A 16,552-nucleotide genomic window follows, 5' to 3' on the forward strand; every position below is an offset into this window, starting at 1 on the left:
GGCCCGCGACGTGCTCCACGTGCTCCCGGCCTTCGGGAAGCGCCGCCCCGCCCGTCGGGGCCGCGGAAAACCGGTGGGACGGGCCCGGTCCTTCCGGCTAGCCTGGCTCGGCCGGAACGTCGAGAGCGCGCGGGACGCGCCGGAGCACGGGGAGTGGTGTCCATGACATCGGTGCCGACCGGGGAGTTCGAAACCCACCTGACCGTGTCCCCGGTCGACGGCGACCGTGAGGAGGACCTGGGGCGCTGGGCGGCCGAGCGCGGACTGAAGTACACCCGCATCCTGCTGGAGCGGGGACGCTCCGCCGACCAGCCGATGCTGACCTTCACCGCCTCGGGTTCCTTCGCCGAGCAGCGGGAGGCCGCCGCCCGCCACGCCGCGGAACTGGCCGGACTCGGCTGGCCGGTGGTGCGCACCAAGATCGAGGCGGCCCCGTGGAACCCGGGGGTGCCGCAGACCGACGCCGAGGCCGTGGCCAACCGGCCCGACCAGTACTTCGAGCACCACGTGAAACTGCTGCTGGACGACGACGCCCTGGAACGGGTGCGGGAGACCGCGCGGCGGCACGACGCACACCTGTCCCGCAACGCCCGCAGACGGCGCTCCGACGGACGGCACGAGCGGTTCGTCACCCAGCGCGGCTACCGGATCGGCGCCGAGAAGGCGCACCGCCGCCTGGACGCCCTGCTGGCCGCCCTGGCGGAACTGGGGGTCACCGTCCTGGAGGTGGAACGGGAGTTCGTCGTCCTCGACGACCGGCTGTCCCTGGACGAGGGCTGGTCCACCCCGGGGCAGACCTCCTGGGAGGCTTCTCTGTCGAGACTCGCCGTCCCCGAAGACACCCCCGTCCCCGAGGCGGGGGCCCCGGGCTTCCCGGCGACCTACCAGCCCGTCACCGACGGGGAGCAGGCCCGGCAGCGTCCCGTCTTCGATCCGGCGACCCAGCACTTCGACCGTGCGTTCCGGGCGGGCGAGCCGGTCTTCGCCGTCCCCGCCACCGCCGCCCGGTGGCACGCGGCGCGCCGCTCGGTGCGCGAGCACCTGCTGCGGCTGGTGTCCGCCTCGGCGTGGGCCGGGCACCTGGTGCTGCGCGGCAGCGCCCTGATGCCGACGTGGGTGGGTGAGGAGGCCCGCGACCCCGGCGACCTGGACTGGGTGGTCCTCCCACCCGACCTGGGCATCGCCGACCCGCGGGCCGCGGAGCTGCTCGACGGCCTGGTCGCGGCGGTGCGCGACAGCCCCGCCGCCCCCGGAGGGGTCCTCCTCGACGCGGACGGCGCCGTCGTCGAGGACATCTGGACCTACGACCGCGTCCCGGGACGGCGGCTGCTGCTGCGCTGGTCCTGCGCGGGGCTGCCCGACGGCGCCCTGCAGCTCGACTTCGTGTTCGGGGAGCACCTGCCGGAGCCCGCCGTCACCACACGGGTCCCCACCGCCGACGGCGAGGGGGTGTCGCTGCTCGCGGCGAGCCCGGAGCTGTCGCTGGCCTGGAAGCTGCTGTGGCTGCACGACGACATGTACCCGCAGGGCAAGGACCTCTACGACGCGGTGCTGCTGGCCGAGCGGTACACCCCGCCACGCGACCTGCTGAGGCGGGTGCTGGCCGCGGCCGAGTACCCGGTGGAGGGGCTGACCGCGAAGGCCGTCATGGGCTGGGAGGTGGACTGGGCGGAGTTCGCCGCCGAGTACCCGGACGTGCCGGGCGACGCCGTGTCCTGGAAGCGGCGGCTCGCCGCGGCGCTCGGCCCGGTCCTGGACTGACCCGGTCCGCCGCGCGCTCCCGCCGGTCCCGCCGGTTTCGGCGGGAGCGCGCGGGGAAGTGTCGGGGCCGGACCGCGAAGGGCCGGCGCGGTGCGGGGCGTCCGCCCCGAACGCCGTCCCGGCTGCTCGGAGGGGGCGACGATGGAGCGCGGGCGACCGGTGGGCGAACTGGACCCCAGGTACAGCAGCGAGGGCGCGGCCGCGCTCGACTGGGAGCGGGCGCGCAGCCTGCTGGTGGCGGCCGAGGTGTTCTGGCTGTCGACGGTGCGCCCCGACGGCCGTCCGCACGTCGCTCCGCTGCTGGCGGTGTGGTTGGACGACGCGCTGTACTTCTGCACCGGCCCGTCCGAGCGCAAGGCCGCCAACCTGGCGGCCAATCCGCACTGCGTGCTGACCACGGGCTGCAACTCGCTCGGCCGGGGACTGGACCTGGTGGTCGAGGGCGAGGCCGTGCGGCTCGCCGACGACGCGGCGCTGCGGTTCGTCGCCGCGTCCTTCGAGACGAAGTACGGCGCCCCGTGGCGTTTCGACGTGGCGGACGGCTTCTTCCGCAGCGGCGGCGGCACGGCCGTGGTCTACCGGCTCGCCCCCGCCACCGTCTTCGGGTTCAGCCGGGGCGAGGAGTACGGGCAGACCCGCTGGCGGTTCCGCTGAGAGGGGTCGCCCCCGCCGACGGTGTCTGCGGGGTGCCCGGGAGCCTTCGGTCCGCGCCGCCGGCCGGCGGCGCACCCGCCTGGCCGTCCCCGGGGGCGTCGCCGTCCGCGCAGGCCCCTCCCCCGCCGCCCGCCGCGGTCAGTGCCGGGGGACGAGGCGCAGGAGGGGCAGGTGCCGGGCGGCGTGGCGGCCGTCGGCCTCGGAGCCGTCCAGACGCAGCCCCAGGAAGCGGCCGAGCGCCCGCGCCGCCCGGGGGTGGCGGCGCGCGTAGCGCGTCAGCACCTGCTGGGCCTCGTCGACCGGCAGCGGCACGGCGGTGACCGGGATCGTGCGGACGCCCACCTGGATGGTGGCCTCGGGGGTGGCGACGAGGTTGCGGTACCAGTCCGCCCGGGGGCCGAAGCCGGAGCAGACGGTGTGGGCGCCGGTGGCGGGGTCGTACTCGACGACCTCGATGACCGTCCGGCGTTTCCGGCCGGAGACGCGGCCGGTGTGGGTGAGCATCAGCAGTCGGCGGCCGAACAGCCAGCCCAGGCGGGCGCGGTACAGGTGGACGGGCAGTCGGAACAGCAGGCGGCTCAGACCGGTGGGCGGTGGGCGGAGGTCGGGCTGTTCCACGGTGGTGTTCCTCCCTGGGTGTGCGGTCCTCGGGGGGTGCGGGGCCTCACCGGGGGCGGCGGGTTGTCGCGGACGGCGCGCAGCAGGGCGGACAGGCCGTGCAGCAGGGCGTCGCGTTCGTCGGGGGTCATGGCCGCGCTCCACAGGTCGTAGCGCTGCTGGAACAGTTCGGCGAGGTGCGCGCGGACCTGGCGGCCCCGTTCGGTGAGGCGCAGCCGGTAGGTCCGCCGGTTGGCGGGGTCGCGTTCGCGGTGCAGCAGGCCCCTGCGTTCCAGGTCGGCGACCAGGCGGCTGACGGTGCTCTTCTCCAGGCCCAACCGTTCGGCCAGCTCCTGCTGCGACGGCGGAGGGGCGGCGGGGTCCAGTTCGTCCAGGGCGAAGGACTGGGACAGCGACACGGGGTGGCCGAGGACCTGCTGGTCGTTCTGGAGCAGGCCGGACAGGCGCAGCAGGTCCATCAGCGCCCGGTGCAGCCGATGTGCCGGTGTCGTCTCCATCTCCACGAGGATCCCACCCCCCAGACAGTTGCGTCAAACAACTTTCTTCCCTACGATCCAAACAGTTGCATGGAACAACTTTTCTGAAGGGTGGGATTCCCGTGCACTCCCTCATCCACCGGAGCGTGGAACGCCTCTTCCACGGCAGGGGCAGCCGGCTCTACGACCGCGCGGCCCGGGGACTGGCGCGCGGCGGCTACCGGCGGATCGCCGAGGACGTCGCCGCTCTGGCCCCCCGCGGCGGCGCGGTGCTCGACGTGGGCACCGGCCCCGGCGTCCTGCCGGTCGAGACCGCCCGGCTCCGCCCGGACCTGCACGTCACCGGACTCGACCTGTCGGCGGACATGGTCGCCGCCGCACAGCGCAACGCCGCGGCCTTCGGCGACCGGGTGGCCGCGCGGCTCGGCGACGTCACCGACCTGCCCTTCGCCGACGACTCCTTCGACCTGGTCGTCACCTCGTTCAGCGCCCACCACTGGGACGACCCCGCCGGAGCCGTCCCGGAACTGGCGCGGGTGCTGCGCCCCGGGGGCCGCCTGGCCGTCTACGACCTCCCCTTCGGCCCCTTCGACCTGCTGGTGGCCACCGCCGAGGAGCAGGGCCTGTTCACCGCCTCCCCGCCGCTGCGCACCGTGATCCGCACCGGGGTGGCGCTGCCGTCCCGGTGCGTGCGGCAGATCATGGCCGTCCCGGCGTGAACGCGGCCCCGCCGCTCAGTTCCGGGTGTTGTACAGGTACAGGGTGAGCGGCGCGAACACCCCGACCAGCACCGCGCACTCGGCGAACACCAGGGCGACCTGGGCCGCGGCGGCCGAGCCGTGCACCAGGCCGCGCACCGCCGTGACCACGTGCGTGATCGGGTTGGCCTCGACGAACACGCGCAGCCAGTCGGGCATGGTGGCCGGGTCCACGAAGACGTTGGTCAGGAACGTCCCGGGGAACAGCACCATCATGCTCACGCTCATGACCGCGTTGGGGCTGCGCAGCACCAGGCCCAGCACGGTCCACAGCCAGGAGAGGCTGTAGCAGAACGCCACGAGCACCGCCACGGCCGCCAGCACGCCGACCGCGCCGCCCTGCGGGCGGAACCCCAGGGCCAGCCCGAGCACCACGACGATCGCCGAGGCGACGGTGTAGCGGACCGCGTCGCCCAGCAGCGCCCCCGCCAGCGCGGCGGGCCGCCACAGCGGCAGCGACCGGATCCGGTCGAAGATCCCCTTCTGGATGTCGGTATTGAGGGTCAGGGCGGTGTACATGGTGATCATGACGACGTTCATGACCAGGATGCCCGGCAGCAGGGTCTGGATGTAGGTGCGCGGGGAGCCCGCCAGCGCGCCGCCGAACAGGAAGGTGAACATCAGCAGGAACAGCACCGGGAAGACGGTGACGTCGAACAGCTGCTCGGGCACGTGCTTGATCTTCAGCAGCGCCCGCCACCCGAAGACCAGCGACGCGGTCACCGGGCCGGGGCGCGGCGGCCGGGCGCGGCGCGTCAGCGCGGTGCGCAGCCTCTCGTCGATCCCGGAGCGGGGCCGGGTGGTCGTGGCGGTCATGCCGTCTCCTCACGGGTGTCGTGGGTGTCTGCGGAGCGGCCGGTCAGCGCCAGGAACACCTCGTCGAGGCTGGGCCGCCCCAGGGAGAAGTGGGTGACGGCGAGCCCGGCGGCGGTCAGCTCCGCCAGGGCGCGGGCCACCAGGGCGGGGTCGAAGACCCGGGCGGACAGCGCCGCGGGGTCGGGCTCCTCGTGCACCGGCTCGTCCAGCACCGCGCCGAGCAGCTGCCGGGCGTCACCGCGCCGTGCGGGGTCGTGCAGGCGCACGTGCAGGGTGCCCGTGCCCACCGACGCCTTGAGCTCGCCGGGGCTGCCCTCGGCGACGACACGGCCGCGGTCGATCACCGCGATCCGGTCGGCCAGCTGGTCGGCCTCGTCCAGGTACTGGGTGGTGAGCAGCACCGAGGTGCCCTGGGCGACCAGGGCGCGCACGATGTCCCAGACCTGGTTGCGGCTGCGCGGGTCCAACCCGGTGGTGGGCTCGTCGAGGAAGAGGAGCTCCGGGGTGACCACGATGCTCGCGGCGATGTCGAGGCGCCGCCGCATGCCGCCGGAGTAGGTCTTGACCTGCTTTCCGGCCGCCTCGGCGAGGTCGAAGGCCGTCAGCAGCTCGCGAGCCCGCGCCCTGGCGTCGGCCCGGGGGTAGCCGAGGAGCCGGGCCAGCATGACGAGGTTCTCGGTGCCGGTGAGGTCCTCGTCCACCGAGGCGAACTGGCCGGTCAGGCTCACCCTGGAGCGCACGGCGTCGGCCTCGCGCACCACGTCGTGGCCGAACACCCGGGCCCATCCGCGGTCGGGGCGCAGCAGGGTGGCGAGCATGCGGATGACGGTGGTCTTGCCCGCGCCGTTGGGCCCCAGGACGCCGTACACGCCCCCGGCCGCGATCCGCAGGTCGACGCCGTCGACGGCGCGGGTGCTCCCGAAGGTCTTGGCCAGGCCGGAGGTCTCGACGGCCAGGTCGGCCGCGCGGCGGTTCCGGTGGCCGGTCGCGGCGGCGCGGGACGGTGACACGGCGGCCTTCCTTCCGTCCTCTCTGACGGGGGGCGCTGTCCTCGGTCGTGGCCGTCGACCGCACCCGCGTCCCCTGTCCACAGGACGGGTCCGACCACGGGGCACTCTCCGGCCACCACTGCTATCGTACACCTGTTCGATTCCAAGCGGCGGCAAAACCTGTACCCCGGGTTCGCCCTCCTCGCGAGTTTGACCTCAACCAAAGTTGAGCTCCTAGGCTCCGTCCCGTCGGGTGCCGCGCACGGCCGCGCCACCTCCTCTGCCCTACCCCGAAAGGCCGGTGACCACCGTATGAGCATGGAGATGACCGCCTGGCACACGCTGTACCGCACCGCGCACGCCCCCGACGAGCGGCGTCCGCTGTCCGCGGCCACGCTGCGGCGCATCGGCCGCTTCGCCCGCCCCCACACGGCCAAGCTGGTCTGGTTCCTGGTGTGCAGCGTGGTCGGCTCGGTGCTGGCGGTGGCCACACCGGTGCTGGCGGGCCGGGTGATCGACGGCATCGTCGGCGGCGCCGAGGCCGGCCTCGTCGTGGGGCTGGCGGTGCTCATCGCCGTCATCGCCCTGGCCGAGGCGGGGGTCGGCCTGGCCACGCGGTGGCTGTCGGCGCGTATCGGCGAGGGGCTCATCCTGCAGCTGCGCACCGCCGTGTTCGACCACGTGCAGCGCATGCCGGTGGCGTTCTTCACCCGCACCCGCACCGGAGCCCTGGTCAGCCGGCTGAACAACGACGTCATCGGGGCGCAGCGGGCGTTCAGCGACACCCTGTCGGGGGTGGTGGGCAACCTGGTGACGCTCACCCTGACGCTGGTGGTGATGGTGGGGCTGTCCTGGCAGGTCACCCTGCTGTCGCTGGCGCTGCTGCCGGTCTTCGTGCTGCCCGCGCGCCGCATGGGCTCCCGGCTGGCCCGCCTGGAGCGGGAGGCGGCCGACCACAACTCCGCGATGAGCACGCAGATGGCCGAGCGCTTCTCCGCGCCGGGGGCGACCCTGGTCAAGCTGTTCGGCCGTCCCGAGCAGGAGTCGGCGGAGTTCGCCGTGCGCGCCGGGCGGGTGCACGACATCGGTGTGCGCCGCGCCATGCTGCAACACGTGTTCTTCACCGCGCTGACGCTGGTCTCCGCGCTGGCCCTGGCACTGGTCTACGGGCTGGGCGGGTTCCACGCGCTGCGCGGCCAACTGGACCCGGGCTCGGTGGTGGCGCTGGCGCTGCTGCTGACCCGCCTGTACGCGCCGCTGACCGCCCTGGCCAACGCGCGCGTGGAGGTGATGAGCGCGCTGGTGAGTTTCGAGCGGGTCTTCGAGGTGCTGGACCTGCAACCGCTGATCCGGGAGCGCGCGGACGCCCGCGAGGTGCCCGACGGTCCGGTGTCGGTGGAGTTCGACGGGGTGCGCTTCGCCTACCCGGCGCCCGAGAAGGTGTCGCTGGCCTCGCTGGAGGAGGTGGCGCGGCTGGACGCGCGCGGCGGCGAGGAGGTGCTGCACGGGGTGTCGTTCCGCGCCGAACCGGGGCAGCTGGTGGCCCTGGTGGGCTCCTCGGGCGCGGGCAAGTCGACGATCGCGCAGCTGCTGCCGCGCCTGTACGACGTCGACGAGGGCGCGGTGCGGCTGTCCGGGGTCGACGTGCGGGACCTGTCGTTCGCCTCGCTGCGCGCCACCCTGGGCATGGTCACCCAGGACGGGCACCTGTTCCACGACACGGTCCGGGGCAACCTGCTGCTGGCCCGCCCCGAGGCCGACGAGGAGGAGCTGTGGGAGGCGCTGCGGCGGGCCCGGATCGCCGAACTGATCGCGTCCCTGCCCGACGGACTGGACACGGTGGTGGGCGAACGCGGCTACCGCTTCTCCGGCGGTGAGCGCCAGCGGCTGACCATCGCGCGGCTGCTGCTGGCGCGGCCCCGGGTGGTGATCCTGGACGAGGCCACCGCGCACCTGGACTCCGACTCGGAGGCACAGGTGCAGGAGGCGCTCACCGAGGCGCTGGAGGGGCGCACCGCCCTGGTGATCGCGCACCGGCTGTCCACCGTCCAGGCGGCCGACCTCATCCTGGTGGTCGAGGCGGGGCGGATCGTGGAACGCGGCACGCACGCCGAACTGCTGGCCGCCAACGGCCGTTACGCGCAGCTGTACCGGACCCAGTTCGAGCAGCCCTCGGGCGACCTCGTCGGCGGGGCCACCCCCTGACCGCCGTGTCGTGTCGCCGGTCCACCGACCGGCGACACGACACGGCTCCGGGCCCGGTGCCGGGGCGGCGGGCCCGGGGCGCGCGGCGCCCGCACTCCTTGGTGTGTTCTTTAGAATTACCGGATGGACGAATTGCAGGGACACCAGGGAGTCTGGCGGTTCGACGGGGAGACCATCTCCATCCACTACCGCACGGGGTGGCGCGCCGATCCGTTCCTGACCGCTCTCGGCCAGTGCCACCTGCCCGTGGCAGCCCTCTCCCAGGTCGAGTTCACCCCCTGCGGGGTGCGGGGGAAGAGCTGGCGGCTCCAGCTGCGGCTGCACGACCGCGTCGACCCCTTCTCCGCGGTCGGGGCGGCCCTGACCGGCAGGGGCCACCCGTTCGTGCTGACCGGGGACTCCCGGACCGAACTGCTCGCCGAGTACTACGCCGACCAGTTCTCCGCCGCCGCCGAAACCGCGCGCGGCACGGACCCCGTCCCCGCGGAGCAGCTGGCCACGCGCCTGGTCCCCCCGCTCCCGCTGCACGTCCAGGTCGCCGAGGGCACGGCCTTCTTCGACGGTGAGACGGTGCGCCTGGTGTGGTCGGGGTGGGCGGCGGGCTCCCGCAAGCGCAAGAACCAGCGCCGGGAGTTTCCCCTCCCGACGATCCGCAGCGTCGAGTGGACGCCCTCGGACGGATGGAACGAGGCCTACCTGCGGGTCGTGACGCACGACTCCGGAAGCACCCCCGTCACCAAGCCGGGCAAGGACCTGAACTGCCTGCTGACCGACTCCTCCCGCAAGGAGGAGGGCCGCATGCTGCTGATGGCGGCGACCGTGACGGCGTACCTGTGGGCCCGGGAGTCCGCGGCTCCGGCCCCGCTCACCGCGGGGGCCGAGGGGCCCGGTCAGCTCGGTGCGGGGACCGACGCCCCGGTCCCGTCCGCGGCGGAGAAGACGGTCTACGACCGCATCCGGGAGCTGGGGCGGCTGCGTGACGAGGGCCTGCTCACCGAGGAGGAGTTCCAGGCCAAGAAGACCGAACTCCTCGACCGGCTGTGACCCGGGCCTCCGGGAAGAGTGATCCAAATCTTCCAATGTCCATTGTCATGGTTTACGCTCAAACATTACCAACAGCCATTGGTTCAATAGCCAACGATGAGAGGTAGTGCTATGGGCTCCACGGCAGCGCCCGCAGCGCCCCACGTGCGGATCGCGATCATCGGATCGGGATTCGGCGGGATCGGGCTGGGCGTCCGCCTCCGCCAGGCGGGCCAGACCGACTTCGTCATCCTGGAACGCGCCGGCGACGTCGGTGGAACCTGGCGTGACAACACCTATCCCGGATGCGCCTGCGACGTCCCCTCCCACCTGTACTCGTTCTCCTTCGCCCCCAACCCGCACTGGCCGCGCAGCTTCTCCGGGCAGCCGCACATCCGCGCCTACCTGGAGGACGTGACCGACCGGTTCGGGCTGCGCCCCCACATCCGCACCGGACACGAAGTGCTCCAGGCCCGCTGGGACGCCCACCGCCTGCGCTGGACGGTCCACACCAGCGGCACCACCCTCACCTGCGACGTCCTGGTCAGCGCCGCCGGAGCCCTCGCCGACCCCACCATCCCCGACCTGCCCGGCCTGGACGGCTTCCCCGGCGAGGTGTTCCACTCCAGCCGCTGGAACCACGACTACGACCTCACCGGACAACGCGTGGCGGTCGTCGGCACCGGCGCCTCGGCCATCCAGATCATCCCCGCCATCCAACCCGCGGTGGAGCGCCTCGTCGTCTTCCAACGCACCCCCGCCTGGGTGATGCCGCGCGCCGACCGCGCCATCACCGGACTGGAGCGGTGGCTGTTCCGCACCGTCCCGGCGGTCCAGAAACTCGCCCGCGCAGGCGTCTACCTCACCCGCGAGTCCACCGTCGGCGCGTTCGTGCGCCACCCCGCCCTGCTCAGAGCCGCCACCGTCGTCGCCCGCGCCCACCTGCGCCGCGCGGTGCGCGACCCCGACCTGCGCGCCAAGCTCACCCCCGACTACGTCATGGGCTGCAAGCGCATCCTGCTGTCCAACGACTACTACCCGGCCCTGACCCGCCCCAACGTCGACGTGGTCGCCTCGGGCCTGGCCGAAGTGCGCGGCACCACGCTCGTCGCCTCCGACGGCACCCGCCGCGACGCCGACGCGATCGTCTTCGCCACCGGCTTCCACGTCACCGACCTGCCGATCGCCACCCGCATCCACGACGCCGCGGGCCGCTCCCTGGCCGATGCGTGGAAGGACGGCATGAGCGCGCTGCGCGGCACCACGGTCGCCGGGTTCCCCAACCTCTTCCTCATCGTGGGCCCCAACACCGGCCTGGGCCACACCTCGATGATCTACATGATCGAGTCCCAGGTGAACTACATCATGGACGCGCTGCGCCACCTCGACTCGGCGCGCATCGCCGCACTCGAACCCCGCCGCGAGGCCCAGGACGCCTGGAACGACCGGGTCCAGGCGCGCATGCGACGCACCGTGTGGGCCCTCGGCGGCTGCGCCAGCTGGTACCTGGACTCCCGCGGCCGCAACACCACGCTGTGGCCCGGCTCCACCCTGAGCTTCCGCTCCGCCACCCGCCGGATCGACCTCACCGAGTACACCACGGTCCCCGCCCGCACCCCCGACTCCCTGCCCGCCACGACCGCACCGGAGGCAGTGCGTTGAAACACTCCGAGACGCTGACCCCCCCGCGGCCCGCCGACGTGCTGCGCGTGCGCTCCGCCGACGGCACCATGCTGCACGCCGAGGTCCACGGCCCCGACGACGCCCCCACCGTGGTCCTCAGCCACGGCTGGACCTGCTCCACCCTGTTCTGGACGCCCGTGCTGCGCGCCCTGGGTCCGGACCTCCGGGTCGTCCTCTACGACCAGCGCGGACACGGCCGCAGCGAGACCCCGCGCCGCGGCGGCTACAGCACCACCGCCCTGGCCGACGACCTGTGCGCGGTGCTGCGGGCGACGGTGCGCCGCGGCACCCGGGTCGTCGTCGCGGGCCACAGTATGGGCGGCATGACGATCATGGCCGCCGCCGACCGCCCCGAGTTCCGCACCCGGGTCGCCGCGGCGCTGCTGGCCAGCACCGGCAGCCGCGAACTGGTGCCCGCCGCCCGCGTCATGGGCGGCCCCTCCCGGCTGCGTTCGGCCCTGCACCGGGCCTTGCTCGCCGCGCCCCTGCCGCTGGGACCGGTCACCCCGCTCACCCGCGCCGGACTGCGCTACGTCACCATGGCCGCCGACGCCCCGGCGGACATGGTGGACCTGTGCGTACGTATCGTGCACGCCTGCCGGCCGGTGCCGCGCGCCCGCTGGGGCTCGGTGCTGATGACCCTCGACCTGTCCGGATCGCTGCACCACCTCGACGTGCCCACCCGCGTCCTGGCCGGAACCGCCGACCGGCTCACCCCTCCCCTGCACGCCCACCGGCTCGCCGAGGAGCTGCCCTCCTGCGAGGACCTCGTCCTGCTGCCCGGCGTCGGCCACATGACACCGCTGGAGGCCCCCGAACGCGTCTGCGAGGTGGTGCGGGGACTCGTCCATGCCCACCTGACCGCCCCCGGCACGGCCGACGGGACGGCTTCCCCGCTGAAGGAGGCCGGATGAGCCGGAAGCACTCCCTGGACGGCAAGGTCGCGGTGGTCACCGGCGCCGCCCGCGGCGTGGGCGCGCTGCTGGCGCAGCGGCTCGCCGCCCGCGGGGCCCGCGTGGCGCTGGTCGGCCTGGAACCGGAGGAGCTGGCTGCCACCGCCGCGGCGTGCGGCCCCGCCGCCGGCGCCTGGACGGCCGACGTCACCGACCGCAAGGCGGTCGGCGACGCGGCGCGCGCCATCGAGGAGCGGTACGGGCGGGTCGACATCGTGGTCGCCAACGCCGGGATCGCCGTGGGCGGCCCGTTCGCCGACTCCGACCCGGTCTTCTTCGACCGCGTCATCGAGGTGAACCTGCTGGGCAGCGTGGCCACCGCGCGCGCCTTCCTGCCCGCGCTGCTGCGCAGCCGGGGCTACCTGCTGCAGATCGCCTCGCTGGCGGCGCTGACCCCTGCCCCCATGATGGCCGCCTACTGCGCCAGCAAGTCCGGGGTGGAGGCGTTCGCGCACGCACTGCGGGTCGAGGTCGCCCACCGGGGGGTCGACGTCGGCGTCGCCTACCTCAGCTGGACCGACACCGACATGGTGCGGGGCGCCGACGAGGACGAGGTGCTGCGGGACCTGCGCGCCCGGCTGCCCTGGCCCCTCAACCGCACCTATCCGCTGCCGGGCGCGGTCGACGCCATCGTCTCCGGGATCGCCCGCCGCTCGGCGCACGTGTACGGGCAGCGGTGGCTGCCCGCCGTGCAACTGGTGCGCGGCCTGCTGCCCGGCCTCGTCACACGGATGGGCTCGCGGGAGGTGGCCCGCCTGGAACCGAGACTGGAGGCCACCCGCGGCCGGCGCGCCCGCCCGGTGGGCAGGGGCGGCGCGGCCGACGCCGCGGCCCGCGCCGACACCGGACCCGCCCGGTCGGACTGACCCCTCCCCGCCCGCGCGGGCGCGCCCCAGCCCGCTCGGGGGCGCACCCGCGTGCCGCTACGCACACCCTCGGTGCACGACAGCCACCGAGGGTGTGCTTTTCTGTGCGGAGTATGAGAGTTTTCTGAACAGACCCTGAGAAGATATTGTCTTCCGCACACGTTCCGTGACGTGATGCGGAAGGCTTCCTCGGGTACTGACCTGCTTCCGACCGACGCTTGGAGCGATACCTCGTGTCAGTGGACGCCCCCGCCCCGCACCCCCGTGCGCGCCCGCACCGTCCCGCTCCCCGACGCTTCCTCCCCGAGGTGCAGGGACTGCGCGCCGTGGCCGTGCTGCTGGTCCTCGTCTACCACCTCGACACCGACTACCTGCCCGGCGGCTATGTCGGAGTCGACGTCTTCTTCGTGATCTCCGGTTTCCTCATCACCTCCCTGCTGCTGCGGGAGGTCCGCTCCCACGGCCGGGTCTCGGTCAGCCGGTTCTACGTCCGCCGGGTGCGCCGCATCCTGCCCGCCGCGACACTGGTGCTGGTGGCGACCGGGATCGCCGCCGTGCTCCTGCTGCCCGTGACCCGCCTGGAGCAGACCGCGCTCGAACTGGCCGCCAGCGCCGCCTACATCGAGAACTTCGTGCTGGCCGGGCAGACCGTGGACTACCTGGCCGCCGAGGAGGCGCCCAGCCCGGTCCAGCACTTCTGGTCGCTGGCCGTGGAGGAGCAGTTCTACCTGGTGTGGCCGCTGCTGTTCGTGGGCTGGGCGGCGCTGCGCTCCCGGATGCCCGAGCGCCGGGCCGACGCCGTGCTGGGCGGCGCCGTGGCCGTGGTCATCGCGGCCTCGCTGGCCTGCTCGGTGCTGATGACCGCGGCCGTGCCCACCGCCGCCTACTTCCTGCCCTTCACCCGGATGTGGGAACTGGCCGCGGGCGGGCTGCTGGCCGTCGTCCTGGCCCGGTGGGATGTTCCCGACCGGCTGCGCGACCCGCTGGGGTGGGCCGGTCTGGCGGCCATCGCGGCGGCCGCGGTCTCCTACGACGAGCACACCGCGTTCCCCGGGTACGCCGCCGCGCTGCCGGTACTGGGCGCGGCCGCGGTGATCGCCGCGGGCGAGGGCAGGAGCCGCCGCAGCGCGGGACGGCTGCTGAGCACCCGGCCCGCGCGCTTCGTCGGCGACCTCTCCTACGCCCTGTACCTGTGGCACTGGCCGATCATCGTGATCATGCTGGGCACGTCCAACACGACGGAGCTGTCCCCCCTCTCCGCCGCGGTGGCGGCCGCGCTCTCCCTGTTCCTGGCCTGGGTGACGAAGATCGTGCTGGAGGATCCGGTACGGGTGCGCGGCCTGCTCGACACCGGGCGTTCGGCGCTGGCGTTCGCCCTGTCGGGCATCCTGGTGGTGACGGGCGCCGCGTGGGGACTGCACAGCCACGTCCAGCAGGTCCGCTCCACCGAGTTCGACCCGCAGGTGCACCTGGGCCCGCAGGCCCTGGACGCCGGGGTCGAACCCGACGAGATCACCGCTCCCCCCTACCCCTCGGTGTTGACCGCCGAGGACGACCTGCCCGACCTCTACGGCGACGGCTGCCAGTCCACCGAGACCGACACGCACCCCTCCCCGTGCGTCTACGGTGCCGAGGACGCACGCACCACGGTGGCGCTCGTGGGCGACTCGCACGCCGCGCACTGGTCGCCGGCGCTGCAGGAGATCGCCGAGGACCGCGGGTGGCAGCTGCACACGTTCACCAAGTCCTCGTGCGCCTTCACCTCGACCCTGCTCGTCCGCCCCGGCGAGGAGGTGCCCTACACCCAGTGCCAGGAGTGGACCGGCAACGTGCTGGAGGAGCTGCGCGCGCTGAAGCCGGACGTCGTGTTCACCAGTTCCCGGGCGCAGGCCGCGCCCTACGGGATCGACGACGAGGAGGAGGCGCGCGAGGCGGTGGCCGAGGGCATGTCCCAGCTGTGGCGCGAACTGGACGAGGCGGGCATCGCCGTGGTGGTGCTGCGCGACACCCCCACCACCCGCAGCCGCATCGTGGAGTGCGTCGACCTGCACAGCCCCGACGTCCAGGCCTGCGTGCGCAAGCGCGACACCGCCCTGAAGGGGGAGGATCCGCAGGTCATCGCGGCCGAGGAGAGCGGGGTGGAGGCTCCCGTGGTCGATCTGAGCGACCGGTTCTGCCTGGACGACGTCTGCCCGGCGGTGATCGGCAACGTCCTCGTCTACCGTGACAGCCACCACATCACGGCCACCTACTCCCGGCTGCTCGCCGAGGACCTGGCGGAGCGGATCGAGGACGTGCTCTGAGGTCCGTCGGCCGTGCCCGAGGGGGCACGGCCGACGGTGGACGGGACGGGCCCGCCGCGTGGGAGGGGAGGACGCGGCGGGCCCGTCCGCGAGGGGGAGAAGGACTCGGGCGTCAGGCGGCGCCGGTGGCGTCCTCGACCTCCTTGACGAAGCGGTCGGCCGCCTCCGCCGGGGTGATCTCGCCGAACATCAGGTCGTCGTTGATGCGCTTGATGATGTCGACGACCTGGCCGGCGCCGATGGGCGGCGGCGGGTTGCCGTCGACGATGGTGCCCTCGATCTCGGCGAGGAACTCCGCGCTGCGCTTGTCGGCCTCGGGCAGGGAGTCCACGATGGAGTCGCGGACCTCGACGTTGGCGGGCAGTCCCCGGTCGGCCAGCAGGACCGCGGCGGCCTCCTCGCTGTTGAGCAGGAAGTCGACGAACTTGGCGGCCTCCTCCGGGTGGTCGCTGTCGGCGGAGACGGAGTAGAACATCGCGGGCTTGAAGTACATGCCGGTGCGGTCGTTCTCGGTCTCACCGGGGTAGCGCAGCAGCTGGATGTCGCGGCCCGACGCGGAGCTGATCGCGCCGAGCTGGTTGGTCCAGAAGTGCGCCATGGCTCCGGTGTTGGTGGACAGCACCGACTGGTCGGGGCCGCCCGCCTCGATCTCCACGCTCTCCGAGGCACCCGGCTGGCCCCCGCTCTCCAGGAGGTCGACGGTGTACTGGAACCACTTCTCCAGCGTCCCCTTGGAGAAGCCGAGGCTGCCGTCCTCGTTGTAGAGGGACTCGCCGTGCTGGCGGGCGAAGATCGCGAAGCCGGTCTCGTTGTAGCCCATCGACTGGGTGCCGACGATCTCGCCGCCGCTCTTCTCACTGATCCGGGTGGCGATGTCGACGTAGTCGTCCCAGGTCCAGGTGTCGTCGTCGGGCATCTCCACACCAGCGTCGGCGAACGCCTGCGGGTCGGCGAGGATCGCGTAGGCGTTGACGCCGGTGGCGATGCCGTAGGTGGCGCCGTCCAGGTCGCCGCTGTCGGCGACCAGCGGGTCGATCGCGGACAGGTCCAGGCCCTCCAGCTGGGAGAGGTCGGCGAGCGCGCCGCGTTCACCGTACTCGCGCAGGTAGCGCTCCTCCTGGGTGATGATGTCGGGGGCGTCCCCGGCCGCGGTGGTGGTGGCCAGCTTGTCCCAGTAGGACCCCCAGTCGGTGTACTCGCCGACGATCCGGATGCCGGGGTTCTGCTGTTCGAACAGGTCGATGACCTCCTGGGTCATCGTGTGGCGCTCGTCCGACCCCCACCAGGAGAACCGGAGTTCCACGACGCCGTCGGCCTCCTCGCCACCGCCGCCGCAGGCGGTCAGCGCCATGACCGCGGCGGCCAGGCCCGCGGTCAGGGAGAGGGCGCGGGAGCGGACGCGGACCAGCCGTCCGCCGGGGGATTCTGCTCTCATCGTTGCTGTTCC

General features: G+C 73.4%; 14 protein-coding genes. 9 read left to right on the top strand and 5 right to left on the bottom strand.

The features are described 5' to 3' along the window. Nucleotides 1-162: 162 nt before the first annotated feature. On the top strand, nucleotides 163-1,761 hold the full coding sequence (locus tag FOF52_RS07880; protein WP_248593174.1) for a nucleotidyl transferase AbiEii/AbiGii toxin family protein: 1,599 nt from the start codon (nucleotides 163-165) through the stop codon (nucleotides 1,759-1,761). Between the two features lie 141 nt (nucleotides 1,762-1,902). Next, entirely contained in the window at nucleotides 1,903-2,415 is a 513-nt protein-coding gene (locus FOF52_RS07885; RefSeq protein ID WP_248593175.1) for a pyridoxamine 5'-phosphate oxidase family protein, read from the top strand. Nucleotides 2,416-2,553: 138 nt separating this feature from the next. On the opposite strand, the gene FOF52_RS07890 is transcribed toward FOF52_RS07885, so the two are convergent. Both FOF52_RS07890 and FOF52_RS07895 read right to left on the bottom strand, forming a co-directional pair. Continuing rightward, nucleotides 2,554-3,033, bottom strand: coding sequence for a nitroreductase family deazaflavin-dependent oxidoreductase (locus tag FOF52_RS07890; protein ID WP_248593176.1), 480 nt, complete (start codon nucleotides 3,031-3,033; stop codon nucleotides 2,554-2,556). Beyond that, on the bottom strand, nucleotides 2,994-3,530 hold the full coding sequence (locus FOF52_RS07895; protein WP_248593177.1) for a MarR family winged helix-turn-helix transcriptional regulator: 537 nt from the start codon (nucleotides 3,528-3,530) through the stop codon (nucleotides 2,994-2,996). Before FOF52_RS07895 ends, FOF52_RS07890 begins: the two co-directional genes overlap by 40 nt. Nucleotides 3,531-3,631: 101 nt before the next feature. Here FOF52_RS07895 and FOF52_RS07900 point away from each other — a divergent pair, with 101 nt between their 5' ends. Then, the gene (locus FOF52_RS07900; protein ID WP_248593178.1) at nucleotides 3,632-4,228 is read left to right on the top strand and encodes a class I SAM-dependent methyltransferase; all 597 of its coding nucleotides are present in this window, start codon (nucleotides 3,632-3,634) and stop codon (nucleotides 4,226-4,228) included. 15 nt (nucleotides 4,229-4,243) lie between these two features. Here the strand turns inward: FOF52_RS07900 and FOF52_RS07905 are convergent, their stop codons facing one another. Then, on the bottom strand, nucleotides 4,244-5,083 hold the full coding sequence (locus FOF52_RS07905) for an ABC transporter permease (RefSeq protein ID WP_248593179.1): 840 nt from the start codon (nucleotides 5,081-5,083) through the stop codon (nucleotides 4,244-4,246). Beyond that, on the bottom strand, nucleotides 5,080-6,093 hold the full coding sequence (locus FOF52_RS07910; RefSeq protein WP_425265532.1) for an ATP-binding cassette domain-containing protein: 1,014 nt from the start codon (nucleotides 6,091-6,093) through the stop codon (nucleotides 5,080-5,082). The genes FOF52_RS07905 and FOF52_RS07910 overlap by 4 nt, the downstream gene beginning before the upstream one ends. Before the next feature lie 291 nt (nucleotides 6,094-6,384). Here FOF52_RS07910 and FOF52_RS07915 point away from each other — a divergent pair, with 291 nt between their 5' ends. From FOF52_RS07915 to FOF52_RS07940, 6 genes are all read left to right on the top strand, one after another. Beyond that, the gene (locus tag FOF52_RS07915) at nucleotides 6,385-8,277 is read left to right on the top strand and encodes an ABC transporter ATP-binding protein (RefSeq protein ID WP_248593180.1); all 1,893 of its coding nucleotides are present in this window, start codon (nucleotides 6,385-6,387) and stop codon (nucleotides 8,275-8,277) included. A gap of 123 nt (nucleotides 8,278-8,400) precedes the next feature. Continuing rightward, nucleotides 8,401-9,321: a DUF4429 domain-containing protein gene (locus FOF52_RS07920; RefSeq protein WP_248593181.1), complete on the top strand. Its 921-nt coding sequence runs from the start codon at nucleotides 8,401-8,403 to the stop codon at nucleotides 9,319-9,321. Between the two features lie 111 nt (nucleotides 9,322-9,432). Further along, the gene (locus FOF52_RS07925; RefSeq protein WP_425265543.1) at nucleotides 9,433-10,962 is read left to right on the top strand and encodes a flavin-containing monooxygenase; all 1,530 of its coding nucleotides are present in this window, start codon (nucleotides 9,433-9,435) and stop codon (nucleotides 10,960-10,962) included. 68 nt (nucleotides 10,963-11,030) lie between these two features. Continuing rightward, the gene (locus FOF52_RS07930) at nucleotides 11,031-11,897 is read left to right on the top strand and encodes an alpha/beta fold hydrolase (protein ID WP_425265544.1); all 867 of its coding nucleotides are present in this window, start codon (nucleotides 11,031-11,033) and stop codon (nucleotides 11,895-11,897) included. Beyond that, a complete protein-coding gene (locus FOF52_RS07935) occupies nucleotides 11,894-12,802 on the top strand; it encodes an SDR family oxidoreductase (protein ID WP_248593184.1) in 909 nt (302 codons plus the stop codon). Before FOF52_RS07930 ends, FOF52_RS07935 begins: the two co-directional genes overlap by 4 nt. A 233-nt stretch (nucleotides 12,803-13,035) precedes the next feature. Continuing rightward, nucleotides 13,036-15,105, top strand: coding sequence for an acyltransferase family protein (locus FOF52_RS07940; RefSeq protein ID WP_248593185.1), 2,070 nt, complete (start codon nucleotides 13,036-13,038; stop codon nucleotides 15,103-15,105). Nucleotides 15,106-15,217: 112 nt separating this feature from the next. Here the strand turns inward: FOF52_RS07940 and FOF52_RS07945 are convergent, their stop codons facing one another. After that, entirely contained in the window at nucleotides 15,218-16,540 is a 1,323-nt protein-coding gene (locus tag FOF52_RS07945; RefSeq protein ID WP_248593186.1) for an ABC transporter substrate-binding protein, read from the bottom strand. Between the last annotated feature and the right edge of the window lie 12 nt (nucleotides 16,541-16,552).

Source organism: Thermobifida alba (genome assembly GCF_023208015.1).
GTDB lineage: Bacteria > Actinomycetota > Actinomycetes > Streptosporangiales > Streptosporangiaceae > Thermobifida > Thermobifida alba.